17 protein-coding genes are annotated in these 20,287 nt (G+C 59.4%); 5 read left to right on the top strand and 12 right to left on the bottom strand.

Translation table 11 applies throughout. From position 1 onward, the window contains the following. Positions 1-17 precede the first annotated feature (17 nt). The 12 genes from QRN60_RS01380 to sppA form a co-directional block, all read right to left on the bottom strand. Positions 18-422 (bottom strand): VOC family protein, encoded by a 405-nt coding sequence (locus QRN60_RS01380; protein WP_087743285.1) that lies wholly within the window; start codon positions 420-422, stop codon positions 18-20. Continuing rightward, on the bottom strand, positions 422-2,011 hold the full coding sequence (gene murJ, locus QRN60_RS01375) for a murein biosynthesis integral membrane protein MurJ (RefSeq protein WP_129564632.1): 1,590 nt from the start codon (positions 2,009-2,011) through the stop codon (positions 422-424). Before murJ ends, QRN60_RS01380 begins: the two co-directional genes overlap by 1 nt. Positions 2,012-2,018: 7 nt before the next feature. Further along, positions 2,019-4,847 (bottom strand): [protein-PII] uridylyltransferase, encoded by a 2,829-nt coding sequence (locus QRN60_RS01370; protein ID WP_111791900.1) that lies wholly within the window; start codon positions 4,845-4,847, stop codon positions 2,019-2,021. Between the two features lie 96 nt (positions 4,848-4,943). Continuing rightward, positions 4,944-7,595 (bottom strand): DNA mismatch repair protein MutS, encoded by a 2,652-nt coding sequence (gene mutS / locus QRN60_RS01365; protein ID WP_129564690.1) that lies wholly within the window; start codon positions 7,593-7,595, stop codon positions 4,944-4,946. A gap of 191 nt (positions 7,596-7,786) precedes the next feature. Next, complete coding sequence (gene olsB / locus QRN60_RS01360; protein ID WP_003503769.1) at positions 7,787-8,668, bottom strand: l-ornithine N(alpha)-acyltransferase; 882 nt, start codon at positions 8,666-8,668, stop codon at positions 7,787-7,789. A gap of 94 nt (positions 8,669-8,762) precedes the next feature. Then, entirely contained in the window at positions 8,763-11,003 is a 2,241-nt protein-coding gene (locus QRN60_RS01355) for a hybrid sensor histidine kinase/response regulator (protein WP_129564633.1), read from the bottom strand. 55 nt (positions 11,004-11,058) lie between these two features. Further along, positions 11,059-11,547, bottom strand: a complete 489-nt coding sequence (gene lspA, locus QRN60_RS01350) for a signal peptidase II (protein WP_003503773.1) — start codon at positions 11,545-11,547, stop codon at positions 11,059-11,061. After that, a complete protein-coding gene (locus QRN60_RS01345; protein WP_020011063.1) occupies positions 11,547-12,407 on the bottom strand; it encodes a TrmH family RNA methyltransferase in 861 nt (286 codons plus the stop codon). The genes lspA and QRN60_RS01345 overlap by 1 nt, the downstream gene beginning before the upstream one ends. Further along, positions 12,404-13,537 (bottom strand): class I SAM-dependent methyltransferase, encoded by a 1,134-nt coding sequence (locus QRN60_RS01340; RefSeq protein WP_060722828.1) that lies wholly within the window; start codon positions 13,535-13,537, stop codon positions 12,404-12,406. The genes QRN60_RS01345 and QRN60_RS01340 overlap by 4 nt, the downstream gene beginning before the upstream one ends. A 93-nt stretch (positions 13,538-13,630) precedes the next feature. Further along, positions 13,631-13,972: a LapA family protein gene (locus tag QRN60_RS01335; RefSeq protein ID WP_060722827.1), complete on the bottom strand. Its 342-nt coding sequence runs from the start codon at positions 13,970-13,972 to the stop codon at positions 13,631-13,633. 66 nt (positions 13,973-14,038) lie between these two features. Further along, a complete protein-coding gene (locus QRN60_RS01330) occupies positions 14,039-14,365 on the bottom strand; it encodes an integration host factor subunit beta (RefSeq protein WP_219256707.1) in 327 nt (108 codons plus the stop codon). A 2-nt stretch (positions 14,366-14,367) separates the two neighbouring features. After that, positions 14,368-15,321, bottom strand: a complete 954-nt coding sequence (sppA, locus tag QRN60_RS01325) for a signal peptide peptidase SppA (protein ID WP_111791903.1) — start codon at positions 15,319-15,321, stop codon at positions 14,368-14,370. A gap of 234 nt (positions 15,322-15,555) precedes the next feature. Here sppA and lptC point away from each other — a divergent pair, with 234 nt between their 5' ends. The 5 genes from lptC (at position 15,556) to hpf (ending at position 20,240) form a co-directional block, all read left to right on the top strand. Then, complete coding sequence (gene lptC, locus QRN60_RS01320; RefSeq protein WP_111791904.1) at positions 15,556-16,221, top strand: LPS export ABC transporter periplasmic protein LptC; 666 nt, start codon at positions 15,556-15,558, stop codon at positions 16,219-16,221. Between the two features lie 13 nt (positions 16,222-16,234). Beyond that, positions 16,235-16,798, top strand: a complete 564-nt coding sequence (locus QRN60_RS01315) for an LptA/OstA family protein (RefSeq protein ID WP_003503784.1) — start codon at positions 16,235-16,237, stop codon at positions 16,796-16,798. Between the two features lie 9 nt (positions 16,799-16,807). Then, on the top strand, positions 16,808-17,617 hold the full coding sequence (gene lptB, locus QRN60_RS01310) for an LPS export ABC transporter ATP-binding protein (protein WP_003503786.1): 810 nt from the start codon (positions 16,808-16,810) through the stop codon (positions 17,615-17,617). A 265-nt stretch (positions 17,618-17,882) separates the two neighbouring features. After that, complete coding sequence (rpoN, locus tag QRN60_RS01305; RefSeq protein WP_060722825.1) at positions 17,883-19,433, top strand: RNA polymerase factor sigma-54; 1,551 nt, start codon at positions 17,883-17,885, stop codon at positions 19,431-19,433. 234 nt (positions 19,434-19,667) lie between these two features. Next, the gene (hpf, locus tag QRN60_RS01300; protein WP_003503790.1) at positions 19,668-20,240 is read left to right on the top strand and encodes a ribosome hibernation-promoting factor, HPF/YfiA family; all 573 of its coding nucleotides are present in this window, start codon (positions 19,668-19,670) and stop codon (positions 20,238-20,240) included. Positions 20,241-20,287 lie beyond the last annotated feature (47 nt).

Genomic DNA, 20,287 nt, shown 5'->3' with positions numbered 1-20,287 from the left:
AGCGGTTTCAGGGCTTGTCAGCCGCGCGGTTCCAGAAGATCCCAACGATTTCCGTAAGGGTCAACAAAGACCGCAACGGAGCCGTAAACCTCATGGCGCGGCTCCTCCAGAAAGCCCACACCACGGGCAAGCATGGTCTCGTAATCGCGCTGGAAATTGTCGGTATGCAGGAAAAACCCGACACGCCCGCCCGTCTGGTTGCCAATGGCAAGCCTTTGCTGCTCGCCATCCGCCTCGGCAAGCAGCAGGGCGCCGCCCTCGGTCCCTTGCGGCTTCACCACCAGCCACCGTTTGCCGTCGCCAAGCGGCTGATCGGAAAGGCATTCGAACCCGAGAACGTCGCAATAAAACGCCTTCGCCCGGCCGTAGTCATCCACGACAAGCGTGACGAGCGCGATGCGGCGGTTTTCAGCAAAGGACATCAGCCCGCCTCCGTCTCGACGTTCTTTTTGCCGCGCTTGCGAATGGCTCTCTTCACCATGCCGATATCGGCCCCACCCGAAACGAAAGCCAGCACGAAATAAACCAGCATGGCCGCGAAGACGAGAGCCATAATGGTGCCGGCCCGGATGAAAATGGACGAGGCGGAAGACAGCTCGAATGTCAGCCAGGTCAGCGCATAGTGGACGAAACCGGCCATCAGGGCCGCGGCCAGCAGCAAACGCGGAATGCGGGTCAGCAGTGGAATATCCACATGCCAGTGACCGCGACACAACAACATGCCAAACAGCAGAGCGGCATTGACCCAGCCGGCAGTGATTTCGGCAATGGCGATGCCGGGACCGCCAAGGCGCGGGAAGAGCGTCAGCGCCAGCGAGACATTCACGACAACGGAAATCGCCGCGAAGATCATCGGCGTGCGGGTATCCTCACGAGCGAAGAAACCGGGAATAAAGGCCTTGATCAGAACGAAAGCCGGCAGGCCCAGACCGTAAATGCCGAGGATTTGCGCAACGGTGATGGTGGCCGAGGGCGAGAAATTGCCGCGCTCGTAAAGAAAACGCACGATGGGCTCCGCCATGACGAGAAGGGCCGCGGCGGCGGGCAATGTCAAAAACAGCACGAATTCCACCGAGCGGTTCTGCAGGCTTCCCGCCTCGACCATATGGCCGCCACGCAAAGCCCGCGCCAGTTCCGGCAAGAGCACGGTGGCCACCGCGATGCCGACGACACCGAGCGGCAGCTGGTAAATCCGGTCCGCATAGGCAAGCGAGGAGATCACCCCTTCACCAGCAGAAGCGATATTGGTGTTGATCAGCAGATTGATCTGGGTAATGCCGCCGGTGATCGCGGCGGGCAGGGCAAGAACCAGAAGCCGCTGCACATTTTTGGTCATCCGCGGCCTGCGGAAGCCTATGCGCATGCCGGCATTGCGCACGGCGATCCAGACGATGGCAAGTTGCACCACCCCTGCCACCATAACACCCCAGGACAGGGCGTAACCCACCTGCAGAGGATCGTAATTCTTCCACCACGCCAGAGCGAGAACGCCGATGAGGATGATGTTGAGGAACACAGGCGCGATCGCGGCCGCAAAATAGCGGTGCAGCGAGTTCAGCATGCCGCCCATCATCGCCGCCAGAGACATGCAGGCGAGATAGGGGAACATGATGATCGCGAGCCGGACGGTGTTGTCGAATTTTACCGGATCGTCCAGGAAGCCCGGTGCAATCACGGTGCGCACGATGAACGGCATCGACAGTTCCATCAGGATCGTCAGCGCCAGGAGCACGGTGAAGAGAACACCGAAGACCTCCTCGGAAAAGCGCCTTGCGCCCTCCATGCCATTTGCCTCGATTTCCTTGGCGAAAAGCGGCACGAAGGCCGAATTGAACGCGCCTTCGGCAAAAAGTCGCCGGAAGGTGTTCGGAAAACGAAAGGCGGCGTTGAAGGCATCGGCCACGGGGCCTGTGCCGACGGCGGCGGCCATCAGGGTTTCGCGGAGGAAACCGAAGATGCGGCTGCCGAGCGTGGCGGTGCCGACGGTGGCGAACTTGCCGATCAGACTCATGGGCGCTTCAAGCCTTTGCCGTGCGCGCGGCAGGCAGGGCCGCCACGTCTGGATGGGCGATGATGCCGTTCGGCATGCGGTCACGCAATTCGTCTTCCTGTTCGCTCATCACGGCCTTCAGGCGCTGCGCAATGCTGGCCTGGCGGTTGTCGTTCGTCACCTTCTGGCCGAAGAGATCGGTCACATAAAAGGTGTCGATGACCTTTTCGCCGAAGGTGGTGATGCGGGCGGAGTGAATATCAAGCGACAGATCGGCAATGACAGCCGTCATATCAGCCAGAAGTCCCGGCCGGTCGAGGCACTCAACCTCGATGACGGTGAACTTGTTCGACAGCCCGTTGGAAATGATGACCGAGGGCGGAATGGTGAAAGCGCTTTTCTTCCTGCGGCTCTTGGTCCGCGTGGCGATCATTTCCGGAAGGCGCTGCTTGCCGGAGAGAACCTCCTCGATAAGCTTGCCGACATTGTTGCCGCGCCGCGTCTCATCTTCGTCGATCGGAAATTCACGATTGATCAGGATCGTATCCAGCGCCCGCCCGTCGGAGGTGGTGAAAATCTGCGCATCCGCGATATTGGCGCCGGCCGCCGCACAGGCGCCGGTGATGATCGAAAGCAGGCGCGGATGGTCCGGCGCCAACACGGTGATTTCCGTGATGGCATGGAAGGAATGGGTGCGCACCATGGTCGACAGCGCCTTTTCCTGCTTGTCGGCCTCGCGAATGAAGCGGGTGTGTCGCACCTGGTCTTCCAGCGCCACCGTCAGCAGATAGGGCTCGTAATGCAGCTTGGTGTATTTGCGCCGCGCCTTCTGGCCCCAGTCGTCAAGGGCGTCGTAAAGCGCCTGCCGGGCGATCTGCGCGCGTTCCTTGCGGGAGACTTCCGAGAAGCCGCCTGACAGAAGCAACTCGGTCTCATAATAGAGCGAGCGCAGCAGCTGCCCCTTCCAGCCGTTCCAGACACCTGGACCAACAGCGCGGATATCGCAGACCGTCAGGATGAGCAGCATCTTCAGCCGCTCCATGGATTGCACCTTGTCGGCGAAATCGGTGATGGTCTTGCGGTCATGCAGGTCACGCGTCTGGGCGACCATGGACATCAGAAGATGCTGTTCGATCAGCCAGACGACAGTTTCGGTCTGCTTGCCTGTGAGGCGGAAACGCTGGCAAAGCTTGCGGGCCACGCGCGCGCCAGCAATCGAGTGATCCTCCTGCCGGCCCTTGGCGACATCGTGCAGCAGCACGGCCACATAAAGCGCCTCGCGTTCCTCCACGCTCGGCATCAGCTGGTTGGCGAGCGGGTGGGCGTCGACAGCCGTTCCCTTGTCCACTTCCGATAACACGCCGACGGAGCGGATCAGATGCTCGTCCACCGTATAGTGATGATACATGTTGAACTGCATCATCGCGACGATCTTGCCGAATTCGGGGATGAACTTGCCGAGCACGCCGGCCTCGTTCATGCGCCGCAGCGTCAGCGCCGGATCGCGTCGCGAGGTAAGGATCGACAGGAAAAGCCGGTTCGCCTCCTCGCTTTCGCGAAGCTCATCATTGATGAGCGACAGCGAGCGGGTGACGACGCGCAACGCATCCGGGTGCAGTTCGAGATTATTGATATCGGCGATGTGGAAGAGCCGGATCAGATTGACCGGGTCGTTCTTGAAAACATCAGGCTTGGCGAGCGCAATGCGCCCCCGGTCCTCGACAAATTCCACCGAGCCGGGAATCTTGCGCACACGATGGGCGAAGCGGCTGAGAACGCCGGAAAGGCCCGGCACGTCTTTCGCCTGGCGATCCTCAAGTGCTGCGCAGACAATGCGGGTCAGGTCGCCCACATCTTTCGCCACGAGGAAATAGTGCTTCATGAAACGCTCGACGGCGGAAAGGCCCGGGCGCGGCTGGTAACCCAGCGCATCGGCGATTTCGCGCTGAATGTCGAAAGAAAGGCGCTCTTCCGCCTTGCCGGTGATGAAGTGCATCTGGCAACGGACAGCCCAGAGAAAATCATCGGCCTTTTCGAACAGCCGGAGTTCCGGCCGTGACAGGACGCCAAGCTTGACCAGATCGGCCGTATCGCGGACGTGGTAATAATATTTGGCGATCCAGAACAGCGTGTGCAGGTCGCGCAACCCACCCTTGCCTTCCTTGACGTTCGGTTCCACCAGATAACGCGTATCGCCCGCCTTGCGGTGGCGCTGGTCGCGTTCAGCAAGCTTGGCGGCGATGAATTCCGGGCCGGTGCCGGTGACGACTTCCGACTCGAAACGCTTTTCGAGATCATCGGTCAGGGATTTCTTGCCGCAAATCGCCCGCACTTCCAGAATGGCGGTGCGAATGGTCATGTCGGATTTGGACAGGCGGATGCATTCATCCACCGTGCGGGTGGCGTGGCCGACCTTAAAGCCGAGGTCCCAGAGGAGATAGAGCACAAACTCCACGGCCTTGTGCATGTCAGGCGTGTTCTTGGCCGGCAGCAGGAACAGGAGATCGATGTCCGATCCAGGCGCCAGCGTGCCGCGACCGTAACCGCCGACTGCCGCGACCGCGATCTGCGGCGCATCCTTGGGATAGACATATTGGCAGGCGAGATCATAGAGGATTTCGATCAATCGGTCCTGAAGCCAGGAGATGCGCCGGGCGCAATCAATGCCGCTGCCATCGGCCTTCAGCAGTTCTCTAGCCTTTTCCCGGCCTTCCGCGCTGGCCTTGCGGAAAATCGGCAACAGGTCGGACCTGATATCGGCGGTGCGTTTGCCGTCTTCCTTAAAGATGATGTCGCATTCGCGCTTCAGCGCCGATACATCGAGAATGTCGGAAAAATCCAGGTCCTTGATGGCCATTTATGCCGGTATCCATGTCCTGTGGGATAATCCCACCGCTTGCGATGGGAGTGTCCTATAGCGAGTTTTAAAGGCGATGGACAGGCAATCTATCCCTTACGCCTTGCCAAGTTCTTTCTTCAACGCATAGAGCGCGTCCAATGCCTCTCGCGGCGTCATTTCGTCGGGGTTGAAGCCCTTCAGAGCCTCCTCCACCTTCGATGATCCGGCCTTGCGGGTTTCCTCGCGGCGAACCGCGATCTGGAACAGCGGCAGATCATCGATCAGCTGGCTGGCCGGGTTCTTGCGGTCGGCATCTTCGAGCTTCGTCAGCACCTCGCGGGCGCGCTCCACCACCGATGCCGGCAGTCCCGCAAGCCGCGCCACCTGAATACCGTAGGAACGATCCGCAGCGCCCGGCCCGACTTCGTGCAGGAAGATGACATCACCTTCCCACTCCTTCACCCGCATCGTGGCATTGGAAAGGCGGCCGAGCTTTTCCGACAGCACCGTCAGCTCGTGGAAATGGGTGGCGAAGAGGCCACGGCAACGATTGACCTCGTGCAGATGTTCCACCGCCGCCCAGGCGATCGAGAGTCCATCGAAGGTCGCCGTGCCACGGCCGATTTCATCCAGAATGACCAGCGAACGATCCGTCGCCTGATTGAGAATGGCGGCGGTCTCCACCATTTCCACCATGAAGGTCGAGCGGCCGCGCGCCAGATCGTCTGACGCACCAACGCGGGAAAACAGCCGGTCGACGACGCCGATATGGGCGGCCTCCGCCGGAACGAAGGAGCCGATCTGCGCGAGGATGGTGATCAGCGCATTCTGGCGCAGGAAGGTCGATTTACCGCCCATGTTCGGGCCGGTGAGCAGCCAGATCGCACCATTCTTGCCGCCGTTCACGGCCGACAGATCGCAATTGTTGGCGATGAACGGTCCAGCCGACTGCCGCCGTAATGCCTGCTCCACCACCGGATGACGCCCGCCCTTGATCGCGAAGGTCATGGAGGCATCGACGATCGGACGGCAATAGGCCTGTTCGGTTGCGAGATAAGCAAGGCTTGAGGCGACGTCGATAGTCGCGAGCGCGAAAGCACCGGCCTTGATCGCTTCCGCCTGCTGCACCACAGCCTCGACCATGCGCGCGAAGGCTTCCAGCTCCATGGTCAGAGCCTGCGCTGCGGCGTTGGCGATGCGGCTTTCAAGATCGGCAAGCTCGGTGGTGGTGAAGCGCATGGCGCCTGCCATGGTCTGACGGTGGATGAAGCGCGCCTTGGCCTCATCCGTCGCCATCATCACATCTGCGTTGCCGGCCGTGACCTCGATGAAGTAGCCAAGCACATTGTTGTGCTTGATCTTGAGCGACTTGATGCCGGTCTCATCGGCATATTTCAGCTGCAGCCCGGCAATCACACGGCGCGACTGGTCGCGCAGCGCCCGCACCTCATCGAGTTCGGGATCGGCACCATCGCGCAGGAAACCGCCGTCCCGCTTCAAAAGCGGCAGGTCGTCGGCCAGCATCGAGCCAAGCATGGCTTCCAGCCCACTCGGCAGCGCATTCAAATCCGCGAGCGCCGTCGCCAGCTCATCCGGCAACAATCCCTGATCGAGAATCGCGGCTATCCTTTCGGCCGAAGCCAGCCCCTGCCTGATGGCACCGAGATCGCGCGGGCCGCCGCGCTCCAGCGCAAGGCGCGAAAGCGCACGCGGCATATCCGCAACCTGTTTCAGCGCATCGCGCAGGCCATCGCTGAGCGACACGTCATCGATGAGATAGGCCACCGCATCGAGGCGGGCATTGATCTTCTCCGGATCTGTCAAAGGCGACATCAGCCTCTCGGCCAGAAGCCGTGCGCCGCCGCCCGTGACAGTACGGTTAAGCGCATGCAGCAGCGATCCGTCCCTTTCTCCTGACAGCGTCTTCACCAGTTCCAGATTGGCGCGGGTGGCGGGGTCGATGAAAAGGGTGGAGGCCGCACTTTCACGCTCCGGCGCGCCAAGCGGCGGACGTTCGGCGATCTGGGTTTTTTCGACATAAGCGACGGCCGCAGCGGCAGCGGCCATTTCCACCCGCGAAAACGTGCCGAAACCATCGAGCGTCGAGACGTTGAAATAACGGGCGATGCGCCCTTCCGCAGTAGCGCTGTCGAAAAGAATCGCCGGCTGCGGCACGGCCACACGACCGAGCACATCAAACACCGGTCGCAATTCCTCGTCATGGAACAGGCTGTCGGCGACAATCAACTCCCGCGGATCAATGCGCCAGATATCGGCGAGAAGCCGGGTCAGCGTGGTTTCCGCCAGACGGAAGACGCCGGTGGAAATATCGATCCAGGCGAGTGCAAACTGCGCCTCGGCGCTGCCGCGAATACGGGCGAGCGCCATCAGATAGTTGGATTCCGTCGGCGACAGCAGTTTTTCTTCGGTCAGCGTGCCGGGGGTGACAAGCCGCACGACATCACGTTTGACCACGGATTTCGATCCGCGCTTCTTCGCCTCGGCCGGGTCTTCCACCTGTTCGCAGACGGCGACGCGATAGCCGCGCAGGATGAGCTTCTGCAGGTAGTCATCCGCCGCATGGACGGGAACGCCGCACATGGGAATATCGTGCCCCATGTGCTGGCCGCGTTTCGTCAGCGTGATGCCGAGCGAACGGGAGGCTTCGACCGCATCGTCAAAGAACAATTCGTAAAAATCGCCCATGCGGTAGAACAGCAGCGAACCGGGATTGTTCGCCTTGATCTCGATATATTGCTCCATCATCGGAGTGGCCGTCGCGCGGCTCTCTTCCGAGATCAGGGAAGCGGTTGTCAGAACGTCCGTCAATGGCCTGCCGATGTCATATCGTGTTGCGGAAAAGGAGCGCCGACACTAGCGGCAATGCCCACCCCTGCACAACACGCACCGAACAGCTGCCCACAGGAACATCCCGAAAGGTTCCGATCAAAAACCGGTCAGCCGTTGATGCGCTCGGTCTCGCCGCCATAATAGCTGATGTAGCGGCCGGCGATGGACGATACGGGCAGGACCACGAGAACGTCCGTCGTGTTGAAGGCATGGTCAACAACCGCGCCGGAGCCGAACATGGCGCCAAGACGCATATAGCCCTTGATCAGCGGCGGCATGGCGTTCAGCGCTTTGCGGGCGTTGAGCGCCTCGGCCGGCACGAGGTCCATCTCATGATAAAGCTCGGGAAGGGCGGAAGCTGCCCACTCGCCCTTGGCCACGCAATTATGATGCAGGAAGGACAAGGCAAGCGCATGGGCCTCCGGCTGCACGCCGGGGAAGGAGGCGCAACCGATCATGGCATCCATGCGGTGTTTCACGGCATAGGCCCAATTGCCCTGCCAAAGAAGCTCGACGGTACGCTTGGTGCGATATTCCGGCAGCACACAGGAGCGGCCAAGCTCCATGAAGCGCTTGCCCGGATGGCGCGCAACGAGCCCGGCAATGTCGAACTCGCTTGCGGAATAGAAGCCGTTATTGGCGAGCGCCGTTTCCTGTCGCAGCAAACGATAGGTGCCGACGATCTGGTCTTCGCTGTCGCCTTCGATCGCCTTGTCGAGCACCAGCAGATGATCGCAGACGCTGTCCCAGGCATCGATGTCGCGCTTGCGGCGCATCGCATCTGCGGGAAGGCGCGCCTTCATTTCCTCGACGAAAACCCGGTAACGCACGGATTGCGCCGCATCGATTTCGCGTTCATTTCTGGCGAGCCGTGTTTCCAGCGTGCCTATACGACCGAAAAGACCCTCATTGTCCTGAGCTGTCTCGGGACGAGGACTAATGACAACATTGCTTTCACAAATGTCGTGATTGAGGATTTCGGCAACCATGGGGAATCGCTCCGCCACCAAAGAATTTTCCTGTCATAAATCACTAATTGACGACAGAATAGTGACAAAATGTCACCAGCGCGAGTCTGTCAAGTTATGATGGCAACAGGCGTTTCGCCTCGAGCAGCCGACGGATTTCCTCTACCAGCCGTCGCGGGTCGGCAGGCTTGGTCAAAACTGCGCCGGCACCGGCCTTCAGCAGGATTTCGGCGGTCGCGTCACTCGTATCTCCGCTGAGCACGATGACGGGAATATTCCTTTCCCCCTTCAGCGTATGGAGAAGGTCGGGAAGCACGTCCAGCCCCTCGCCGCCCGGCATGTTGAGATCGGAGACGATGAGGTCAGGCAAACGGGATGCGCCTGGCTCCAACGATTGCCGCAACGCCTCAAAGTTCTCGACAACACGGACGATAAAACCGGTTTTCTCCAGAACGGCGCGGACGATGCGCTGATTGACGGCATCGTCTTCGGCCACGAGTATCTCGATACCGCTCGCACCCTCCGCCACCCGCGACGAAAATCCCACATCCGGATGGTTGTCGTTGATCGCGTCCCGTCGCTCTATGCCGCGCAGACGGCCGCACAGGACGTCGATCAGCGATTTTTCGCGCAGCGGCCGGATCAACCAGGCATCGAAGGAAACATGCATGGTCGACGGCCGTTCTTCCGGGCTGACCAGCAGCGTGCGGCGAACATTCTGTTGCGGCCAATCCTTGAGCGCGTCCCTGAACAGCGCCGAAATGCGTCGGTCGACAATGATATCGGTGAGATCATCCGCCCGGGTGGCAGACTCCTTCCGCAGCTTTTCAAGATCTTCAGACTGGTGGATGAGAGTACATTGACCGCCGAAGGCTTCGATAGCCTCCATCGTCACCGCCGCCGCCACGCCCTTTGGCGCGATGAGCAGGACATTTGTATGCCGCAGGCAATGACGCCGTCCGGGATCCGCCATTTCGGCGGGTGCGCCGCCCGGCCGGAACGTCAGTTTGAAAGTGCTGCCCTTGCCCTTTCGGCTGGAAACCGTGAGGCTGCCGCCGAATTCCCGCACGATACGGGCGGAAATCGCAAGGCCGAGACCTGTGCCTGCGCTTCGCTGCGACAGCGGGCCTGCCTGTTCGAATTCACCGAAAATACGGGCCTGCTCGGCCTGGCTCATGCCCGGACCGGTATCTTCGACAGTGATGTGCAATTCGCTGTCGACCATGCGCGCCCGGATGACGACGCCGCCTTCCCGCGTGAATTTGACGGCATTGCCGAGGAGATTGAAGAGGACCTGACGCAGCCTTGCCGGATCGAAATCGAGATGATCAGGCACGTCAGGCGTAACGAAGGAGGTGATTTCTATGCCTTTTTCATGGGCCCGATGGGCCAGCATCTCAACGATGCTCTCGATCAGCCGCCGCAGGTTTTCCGCGCGCGGATTGAGCCTGAAGCGACCCGCTTCCATCGTCGAATAATCCAGCAGATCCTCGACCAGCTGCACCAGCGATTGGCCGGACTGCTTCATGCCATCGAGATAATTGCGCTGCTCCTCATTGAGCTTCGTCTGCGACAGAAGATGGTTCATGCCGAGCATGCCGGAAAGCGGCAGGCGGATTTCGTGGCTTACGGTGGCAAGCAGCCTCGCCTTTTCGGCATCGGCCTTTTCGGCCCGCAACCGGGCAGCTTCCCGCTCGCCGAGCGCAAGCCGCTCTTCGGTCACATCTCTGGCGATACTGCTGATGAGAAGCCGGCTGCTTGCCAGATCGCGGGTCACGACATCATGCCAGGAAAAGATGCGCTGACCGAACGGGGTCGCGATCTCGACATCATAGGCGTGGACCTTGTCACCCGGGCGGAAAGCGATGCCGATTTCCTCGCAGCTCAGCCCTTCGGGGGCCGCACAGCCGGTCATTTCACGAAAGACCCGGTTCGCCTCAACGATGCGCCGGTTCATGTCGCGGATCACGACGATATCGCCCATGAATTCCTGCATTTCGGCAATCAGCGAGCGGTTTTGCGTTTGCCGCATCCGGAGATCGGAATCTGCAACCAGTGCGTCGGGATGCCGGGAGGATTCGCCGAAGAGCGCGTAGAGGAGGACACCGACAAGCACTGCGCCAAAGAAGGTTGCCAGCGCGACGGTAACCGCATAGGGCACCGCAAGCGCGATCAGGGCTGCGGAAAAAGCCCCAACTGATAGTGAAACGGCGACATAAAGCGCAATCGATCTGGCATCGGTCACATGTTCTTCATCCGCATGGTGCGTTGTCGTATCGACACGATCCGCCGGCTGCGCCGCCGTGGCGGCCAGGCCATCTGAAACTTTCTGTCGAAGTCTTGCCAGTTCGCTCATAGGCAACCGCTACCACGGCAGCGGTTTTGATATGTTTGGCTGAAACCTTAAAATTTTACTTTTTAGCCGCCCGGGCGTGCAAAAACTCATCGAGAATGACGCAGGCTGCGCCGATGGTTATGAAACTGTCGGCCAGATTGAAAACCGCGAAGGACCATGTCTGCGTGTAAAACAGGATATAGTCGATGACGTGACCGTAGAAAAAGCGGTCGAGAAGATTGCCGGCAGCACCTGCGATGATGAAGGCGAAACCAAGATGGGCAAAGGTGCGGTCCGCCGCCGTCTTGCGCCACAGCCAAAGAACGAAGACCACGATGACGAGCCGCATGCTGACGATGAACCAGCCGTGCATATCCTCCAGCATCGAAAAGGCCACGCCGAGATTGTAGGTGCGGTACAGCGCCAGGAACGGAGCAACCGGAACCATCTCCTGCAGCGGCAGATAGGCTTCGACCAGCTGCTTGACGATCTGGTCCAGCACCAGTGCGGCAACGATCAGCGCAAAGGCCGGACCGAATTTCGAGAACAATGCCGCTTTGGCCATTACGTCACCGGTGCGAGTTCGAGGAGATGCCGCCGTGCTTCAAACAGCATGACGGCGGTTGCGATGGCGAGATTGAGGCTGTCGGCGCGGCCCTGTTGGGGAATGCGCGCCAGCTGGTCGGCCTTCCCGGCGAGTTCCGGCGGCAGGCCGGATTGTTCGTTACCCATTAAGATCACGACCGGCTTTCCGGCATAATCGATCTTTCGATAATCAACCGAACCCGCCAGATGGGTGGCGACGACGCTGACCTGCGCCGATTTTTTCCAGGACAGGAATTCTTCGACCGAAGCGCGGGCAACGGGCGTGGCGAAGACCGAACCCATGGTGGCGCGCACCGTTTCCAGCGAAAACGGATCCGTGCAATCACCCACGAGAATGACGCCTGAAGCGCCCGCCGCATCCGCCGTGCGGATAATGGTGCCGAGATTGCCGGGATCACGCACCCGGTCGAGCGCGATATAGGTTTCGCCCTTTTCCGGGCGGATATCCTTCAGCGGCTTCCATTTCTGTTCGAAAATGCCGACAACCATCTGCGGATTATCGCGGCGGGTGATCGAGGCGATGACCTTTTCGCTGACTTCGAGCACGAGCCCGCCCGTGGCGACCGTCTTCACCGCCGCCTGCTCCACCAGCGGCTTGCCCTTGGCGGCCTTGGCATAAACCAGCGTCTTGATCGTCCAGCCGAGTTCGAGCGCGTCGATGACCAGCTTCAGGCCTTCAGCCATGAAGGTGCCGGTCTCTTCCCTGCCCTTTTTCTGGGTGAGCGCCTTGATATCCTTGATGATGGGATTGGCAAGGCTGGTCACTTCCTTGACCTGTCCAACCCGGCGCGCGGTGTTTTCACGCATATCCTTCATCATTTCGGCTCCCAGCGGCTGAACAGCGATGTGGAAAGCACGCGGCCCGGCGTCTTGCCGTCGAGCCCGGCTTCACGAATGACAAGCTCGCCTGACGCGACGACGCCACCGGCGCCGCGCATGGTTTCGCGCATCAGTTCATGCATCGAATAGAAGCTCGCCCGGATCGAATAGGCCGTCAGCACAAGGCCGAGCGCCTTGGGCGAGAGGATTTCGCGGCAGATATCCAGCATCAGCGGCAGATGGTCGAACAATTGCCAGACTTCACCATGGGTGCCGCGGCCGAATTTCGGCGGGTCGGTGAGGATGATATCGTAGCTGTTGCCGCGGCGCTCCTCACGCTGGATGAACTTCATGGCGTCTTCGCAAATCCAGCGGATCGGTGCCTGTTCGAGCCCGGCAAGCGCCTGGTTCTCCTTCGCCCAGCCAATCGCTTTCTTGGAGGCGTCGACATGGGTGACTTCAGCACCCGCAGCCGCCGCGACCAGCGAGGCGACACCGGTATAACCGAAGAGGTTCAGCACTTTCAGCGGACGGTCGGCCGTTTCGATGGCATGTTTCAGCCATTCCCAATGCACGATCTGTTCGGGAAAGACGCCAACATGCCGGAAGGCCGTGAAGCGGCCGAGAAATTCGACCCCGAGCAAGGACAGCGGCCATGTCTCCCCGAGCGCTTCCTTCGGAAAGCGCCAGCGGCCCATGCCGTCCTCATCGGTATCGCCGGTAAAGACGGCATCGGCATTCTGCCATACGCGGTCGGGGATCGAAGGCTTCCAGAGAGCCTGCGCTTCGGGACGGACGATGCGGTAATCGCCATATTGTTCAAGCTTCAGGCCGTTGCCGCTATCGATCAGATGAAAATCACCCGCGCCGCTCGATTCCAGAATGACCGGAACCTGTTCCGCGGGAAGCGCCCCGGTGCGCTGCATAAGTGCGCGCGCAGGGGCCTGTTCAACGGCGGTCGCTACGACGGGTTTTTCCTTCGGCGCGGCCTTCTGCACGCTGCGCACGGCATCCGGCTCGCGCTTTTTCGGCGCGGCATCCGCGCGACGCGCCGGCTTTACGGCATGAACCTGTTTTTTCTCGTTCCCGGCTCGCACACGATTGCCCGGCCGGCTGTCTTTTTTCTTCAATGGAAATCTTTCCGCTTTTGCCCGCGTCTTATTGCGCCAGCAAATAGCATTCCATGCGCCGCTCGCCTAGAGCCGGAACGAATGTCGGCGCCATCACTTTGCCGGGAGTTGGCCCGCCTGCGGCAGCTGTCCGGCGGCGGCCGCCTTCTGGCGGTTCGCCTCATCATGCCAGCGCACAGCCTCCTTGGCTTCGATACGGGCACGCTTGCGATGTTTGCCCTGCGCAAACCAGGTGGCCGCCGATCCCAGCAACACGCCGAAAATCACCGCCAGGAACAGGAAGACGAAAAACGGCGCGGTGAAGGACAGAACGCCGTCTTCCGGCCGGAACGGATTGAGCGCCAGCGTCACGGACTGGCGGTTGGCCACGCACAGAATGACGAGGATGACTGCCAGCGGAAGCAGGATGATGAGATTGATGATTTTTTTCGACATCCGACAATACTCCATCGCAGCGGGCGTTCCACCGGCTCCTTTTCAGTCGCCAGGCGGCAGGGACGATCAATCGTCCTCTTCGTCGCCCATACCGGGGTTCAGGCGCTCACGCAGTTCCTTGCCTGTCTTGAAGAAAGGCACCCATTTTTCCTCGACGAAAACCGACTCACCCGTGCGCGGGTTCCGGCCGGAACGCGAAGGACGGTTTTTGACCGAAAATGCGCCGAAACCACGAAGCTCAACACGATTTCCTGCCGCCAGGGCATCGGTGATTTCATCCAGCACCGCATTGACGATGTTTTCCACGTCACGGTGATAAAGGTGCGGGTTACGCGCAGCAACGATCTGCACCAGTTCAGACTTGATCACGGTTGCCCCCTGAAAGAATTGGATTTTTAACGCGGCTCAACCTGCCAAACGGAAACAAGACCGTCAAGAAACAACTTGTCCGCACCGAGCTGGCCGGGGCCTGCGAAGGGAATTAAATCGTCATATCCCAGAAACTTCGCTATTTGCGCAACACTGAAAAGCGAAAAAGGCGAACGGGACGACGGCGCGCGCCATTCGACGATCGGCAAATCCTTGGCAACACCACGGGTTTCGAAGTAGGTGCGAATTTCCTTTTCGCCGCCCAGCGTATCGACCAGCTTGTTGGCGAGCGCCTGTCTGCCGGTGAAAATCGATCCATCCGCCAGTTTCAGCACGTCTTCGCGCGGCAGCTTGCGGCGATCGGCCACAAGGTCGACAAACCAGCCATAGCTGTCCATCACCATGGCGCGGATCATCGACTTTGCCTCTTCCGGCGCCTCGTGGAACGGCGAAGGCTCCGCCTTCATCGGCGACGACTTGATTTCCTGCAACGAAACGCCGAGCTTTTCCATCAGCTGGCCAAGCTGCGGATACTGGAAGATGACGCCGATCGAACCGGTGATCGAGGTTTCGCCAGCAACGATGACATCACCCGCGGACGCGATCATGTAACCTGCGGAAGCGGCGAGCGTGCGCACATCCGAGACAACCGGCTTCTTTTCCGCCACGCCTCGAATGGCCTTGAAGATGCGCTCACCGCCATAGGTGGTGCCGCCTGGCGAGGAAATCGACACGATCAACCCTTTGACATTGTCGCTCTTGGCGATCTTGTCGAGCCGCTCGAGAAGTTCGGTATTATCGGTGATCAGGCCGGAGACCTCCACGCGGGCAATATGGGGCTTCGCACTTTGCTGCGGTCCATCCCATAAAAACCGGTAGAGACCGAAAGCGCCGGCGACGAGCAGAAGAACGGCCGCAATCCGCCAGAAAGTCAGCTTGCGGCGCAACCGCCTGCGATCCGCTATCGCCATATTGTCCATAGAAACCTCTGTCATCCGCTTTTACGCTTTAGGCCATATGGTTCTTCTAACGCGAAGCCGCAAGGAAACAATAAGGAAACCAGAATTACGATAAAATTCGCATTTCCCTTGCACCTCTCCAGACAAAAACCATATTGGCAGGACAAAGCACTCATGCCAAAGACATTTAGATAGAGACACAAGCTTCGATTGTGCGCCAGAATGGCGCCGGGGAAGCATTCCGGACCCACTCTTATGCTCGAAAGACTCCGCGAACCCGCGCCAGCATTCTCGCTGCCCAATGACCAGAACGGTGCCTATAACACCGCGCTGAGGCATTCTGCGCGCGTGAAACGGCTGAAAATCATTCTGCCGCTCGGCGCAGCCATCGTTTCGCTCGCCTTCATCGCCGTCTCGGTTATCCGAACCTGGGCGCCCGATGAGGTCTCGCTTGAGAGCGCGCGAATTGAAGACGGCAAGATCGTGATGGAAAAACCTGCCGTTGCGGGCCGCAACGAGAAGGGGATCGATTATTCCATGAACGCCGACCGTGCGTTGCAGGACATCGCCAACCCCAACCTGATGACGCTTGAGAAGGTTCTGGCCGCAGTGCCGGTGAATGACGGTATCGCCCAGGTGATCGCCCATGAAGGCATTTTTGACCGGGCCACCAACAAGCTGAAGATGACCGCCCCTTTTGACATCAATCTCAGCAATGGCATACAAGCAAAGTTCCAGTCTGCGGATGTCGATCTGAAGGCCGGGAAAATGAGCAGCCAGGAGCCGGTTTCGATCAAAACAAACGACGGCTCGATTGTTGCGCAATCGATTGACATCGCCGATAATGGCAAGACAATTACATTTTCGGGGCAGGTACGGGCACGTATCGCTGCATCCAATATCAAGAATGAAGGCAAGTGAGAGCCCGGTCCAGATGATGCAAATTTCCCGTCCCGTTTCCCTTGGCAAATCCGCCGGCCTCGCAGCCGCAGGTCTTGTTTTTTCGTGTCTTGCAACTGTGGCTTTCGCCCAGAACACCACCAGCAACATGCAGGGCGTCAAGCTCTCCGGCGACCAGCCGATCGCAATTGAAAGCGATCAGCTCGAGATTCGCGATCAGGAGCGCAAGGCCTATTTCACCGGCAATGTGAAGGTGGTGCAGGGAACGACCACCCTTCAGGCCGGCAAGATGACGGTGAACTACAAGGGCGAGGGTTCATCGCTCACCAGCGGCGACGCCAATATCGAAAAAATCTTCGTCGACAATAATGTCTATCTGACGTCCGAGACCCAGAAGGCGACGGCCGATCACGGCGAATTCGACATGGCGGCGCAGACCTTCATCCTCACGGGCAAGCAGGTCGTGCTGTCCGAGGGCACGAATGTCTTCACCGGCTGCAAGCTGACCGTCCTGATGAATACGGGACAGGCCAAGCTCGAAAGCTGCGGCGGCCCTGTTCGGATCATGCTTGATCCGAAATCCCAGAAAAAACAGTAGTCTTTCCTCGTGAAGATACCCTCGATCTCAAAGATATTCGGCGGCGGACGCAGCCGATCCGCGGACGCGGTCCCACCGGCGGACAAGACCCCCTATCAGGGCACGCTGATCGCGCATGGCCTGACGAAGACCTATAATACGCGGCGCGTCGTCAACGGCGTTTCGCTGGTCGTGCGCCGTGGCGAGGCCGTGGGACTGCTCGGCCCGAACGGCGCCGGCAAAACCACCTGCTTTTATATGATCACGGGCCTGGTGCCTGTCGATACCGGCAAGATCGCCATCAACGGCAATGATGTCACCACCATGCCGATGTATCGTCGCGCCCGTCTCGGCGTCGGTTATCTGCCGCAGGAAGCATCGATTTTCCGCGGCCTCACGGTTGAGGAAAACATCCGCGCCGTGCTGGAAGTGCATGAGCCGGACGCAGCCAAGCGCAACCACAAGCTTGATGAGCTGCTGGAAGAGTTTCACATCGCGCAGCTGCGCAAATCCCCTGCCGTGGCGCTTTCGGGCGGCGAGCGGCGGCGTCTGGAAATCGCGCGCGCTCTTGCGACCGATCCGACTTTCATGCTGCTCGACGAACCTTTCGCGGGCGTTGATCCGATTTCTGTCAGCGATATCCAGAATCTGGTGAGACACCTGACAGCGCGCGGCATCGGCGTTCTCGTGACCGACCACAACGTCCGTGAAACGCTCGGTCTCATCGACCGCGCCTACATCATCCATGCCGGCGAGGTTCTGACGCATGGGCGTCCAGACGATATCGTCAACAATCCGGATGTACGCCGTCTCTATCTCGGCAACAATTTTAGCCTTTGAACCCAGAGCGGGATAGCGAAAAGTGTGTGCGGTTTTCGCTTGAAATCCCGCTCTAATTATATGATCTAGATCATGATTTAAGATTTTAGGTCGTTTCGACCTAAAATCATCATGATCGGCGCGCGAAAGATTCTTCATCGCGCCTCGCCCTGACGCTTGACCAAACAAGATAAAAAAGCAATTTTTGGGCCAAGTTCCATCGCCTCCGCAAAATTTATGAAAACTGTGGCCATGGAGAAGCTGTAAGGGGAGTTTCGCGTCCGCCATGGCATTGTCTGCCAGCCTTTTGCTGCGTCAAAACCAGTCTCTTGTGATGACACCGCAACTGATGCAGTCCATCCAGCTGCTTCAGATGACGCATTTCGAGCTGACGCAGTTCATCGCGCAGGAGGTGGAGCGCAATCCATTGCTGGAAATTGCGGCAAACGATGGCGATTTGAGCAGCGATGCCCCGGTAGAGGCGGAGAGTTTCGGCGACGCGGACAGCGAAGGCTCGGAGAGATCCGCCACGGTGACATCAGACAGTGACGATTGGTATGGCGATCGCGCCGCAAATCTCGGCGAGCAACTGGATACCAGCTTCGAAAACGTCTTTCCCGACGATGCTGAGCCCCGAAAAGCCGATGCGCCTGAACTGGCCGGCCAATGGAAATCCATGCCCGGTCAGGAGTCCGGGGAAAGTTATGACCTCGATGATTTCGTCGCGGCCAGACAGAGCCTCGGCGACCATCTCAATCAGCAATTGCCGCTCGCCATATCAGCCGCCGAGGACCGGATGATCGCCGATGCGCTGATCGGCCAGCTCGATGAAACCGGCTATATTGCGGCTGATGCCGTCGATGATGTCGCCGAACGGCTGGGAGCGGCGCCGTCGGCAGTCGAGCACGTCCTGAAGACGCTTCAGGGCTTCGACCCACCGGGTGTATTTTCCCGTTCCCTGAGCGAATGTCTGGCGATCCAGCTGGCCCAGAAGGATCGGCTAGACCCGGCCATGCGGGCTTTCGTCGATAATCTGGAACTTCTGGCGAAACGCGACTTCGCCTCCTTGAAAAAAATCTGCGGCGTCGATGAGGAAGACCTGCTCGATATGCTGGCGGAAATCCGCACGCTCAACCCCCGCCCCGGCGCAGGTTACGACTCGATGGTTTCGGAGACCATCGTTCCCGACATTATCGTTCGCCCCTCCTCCACCGGCGGCTGGCTGGTGGAAATCAACCCCGAGACCCTGCCGCGCGTGCTCATCAACCAGAGTTACTTCGCCGAGGTATCGAAACATAAGGCGCGCGCGGGCGAGGATCAGGATTTTCTGGCCGAATGCATGCAGACGGCCCATTGGCTGACCCGCAGCCTAGACCAGCGCGCCCGGACAATCATGAAGGTGGCGACGGAAATCGTGCGCCAGCAGGATGCCTTCCTCGTCAATGGTGTCGACCAGCTACGCCCGCTGAACCTCAAGACGGTGGCCGACGCCATCAAGATGCACGAATCCACCGTCAGCCGGGTGACGTCCAAAAAATACATGCTGACGCCACGCGGTCTGTTTGAGCTCAAATATTTCTTCAGCGTCTCGATCAGCGCCGTGGAAGGCGGAGACAGCCATTCGGCGGAAGCGGTGCGTCACCGCATCAAGGCCATGATCGCGCAGGAGGCCGCCGAGGCAGTCCTTTCCGACGACGACATCGTCGACAATCTGAAAAAGAGCGGCATCGATATCGCCCGCCGCACGGTCGCCAAATATCGCGAGGCGATGAACATCCCCTCCTCCGTGCAGAGGCGTCGGGAAAAGAAGGCGCAGGCCAAGCTTTCCGCCTTCTGAGCAACGAGCCCATTCACGTTTGGGGCGGTTTTTTGCCGCACCATTGACTCTTGCCACGCCAGGGGCTAGAAGCCCGCCGCACACGTAAGCAAGGTCATTTGTAACGGATTCATCTCCACCGTCCATGGGCGTAAAATTCAAATGGAGGCTTTTTAAGGTCTTCGAAACGCTTGGATGCGCGCGCGGCTTGACGTAAGCTGGTACTCGCAAATCACTACAAAAAGGAAAATTTCCATGAGTGTGCGTGTATCTGGTAAACATATGGAGATCGGTGAATCTTTCCGTCAACGGATCGAGGACAATATAGGTCTGGCAGTTACCAAATACTTCGATGGGGGGTATTCAGGCCAAGTGACCGTGGAGAAGTCCGGATCGCGTTTTGCCGCCGACTGCAAGCTGCATCTCGATACGGGCGTTGTATTGCATGCGGCGGGTCAGGCAAATGATCCGCAAGCCAGCTTCGACGCCGCCGCCGAGCGGATCGAGAAGCGCCTGCGTCGCTACAAGCGCAAGCTGAAGGACCACCACAGTGGTTTGAATGGCGTGTCGCAGGAAATCGCCTATACGGTGATGGATGCTGTTCCCGATGAGGACCACGAGGTTCCTGAAGATTACGCACCCACCATTGTGGCGGAGAGTTCGAAACAGATTAAGACAATGTCAGTCGCCAGCGCCGTGATGGCGCTCGACATGACCGACGAACCGGTTCTGCTCTTCCGCAGCCCCGGCAAAGAATATCTCAACATCGTTTATCGGCGTCATGACGGCAATATTGGCTGGATCGACGCGGAAACGATCAAGAGCTGAACAGTCTGACAAGACGTGGGAGGCAGAGCGCGAAAATGCATCTGCCT

It is taken from the genome of Agrobacterium sp. CFBP2214 (genome assembly GCF_030209895.1).
GTDB classification, from domain to species: domain Bacteria; phylum Pseudomonadota; class Alphaproteobacteria; order Rhizobiales; family Rhizobiaceae; genus Agrobacterium; species Agrobacterium radiobacter.
The sequence above is the reverse complement of the archived record's forward strand: the minus strand, read 5'-3'. Positions and strand labels throughout refer to the sequence as shown.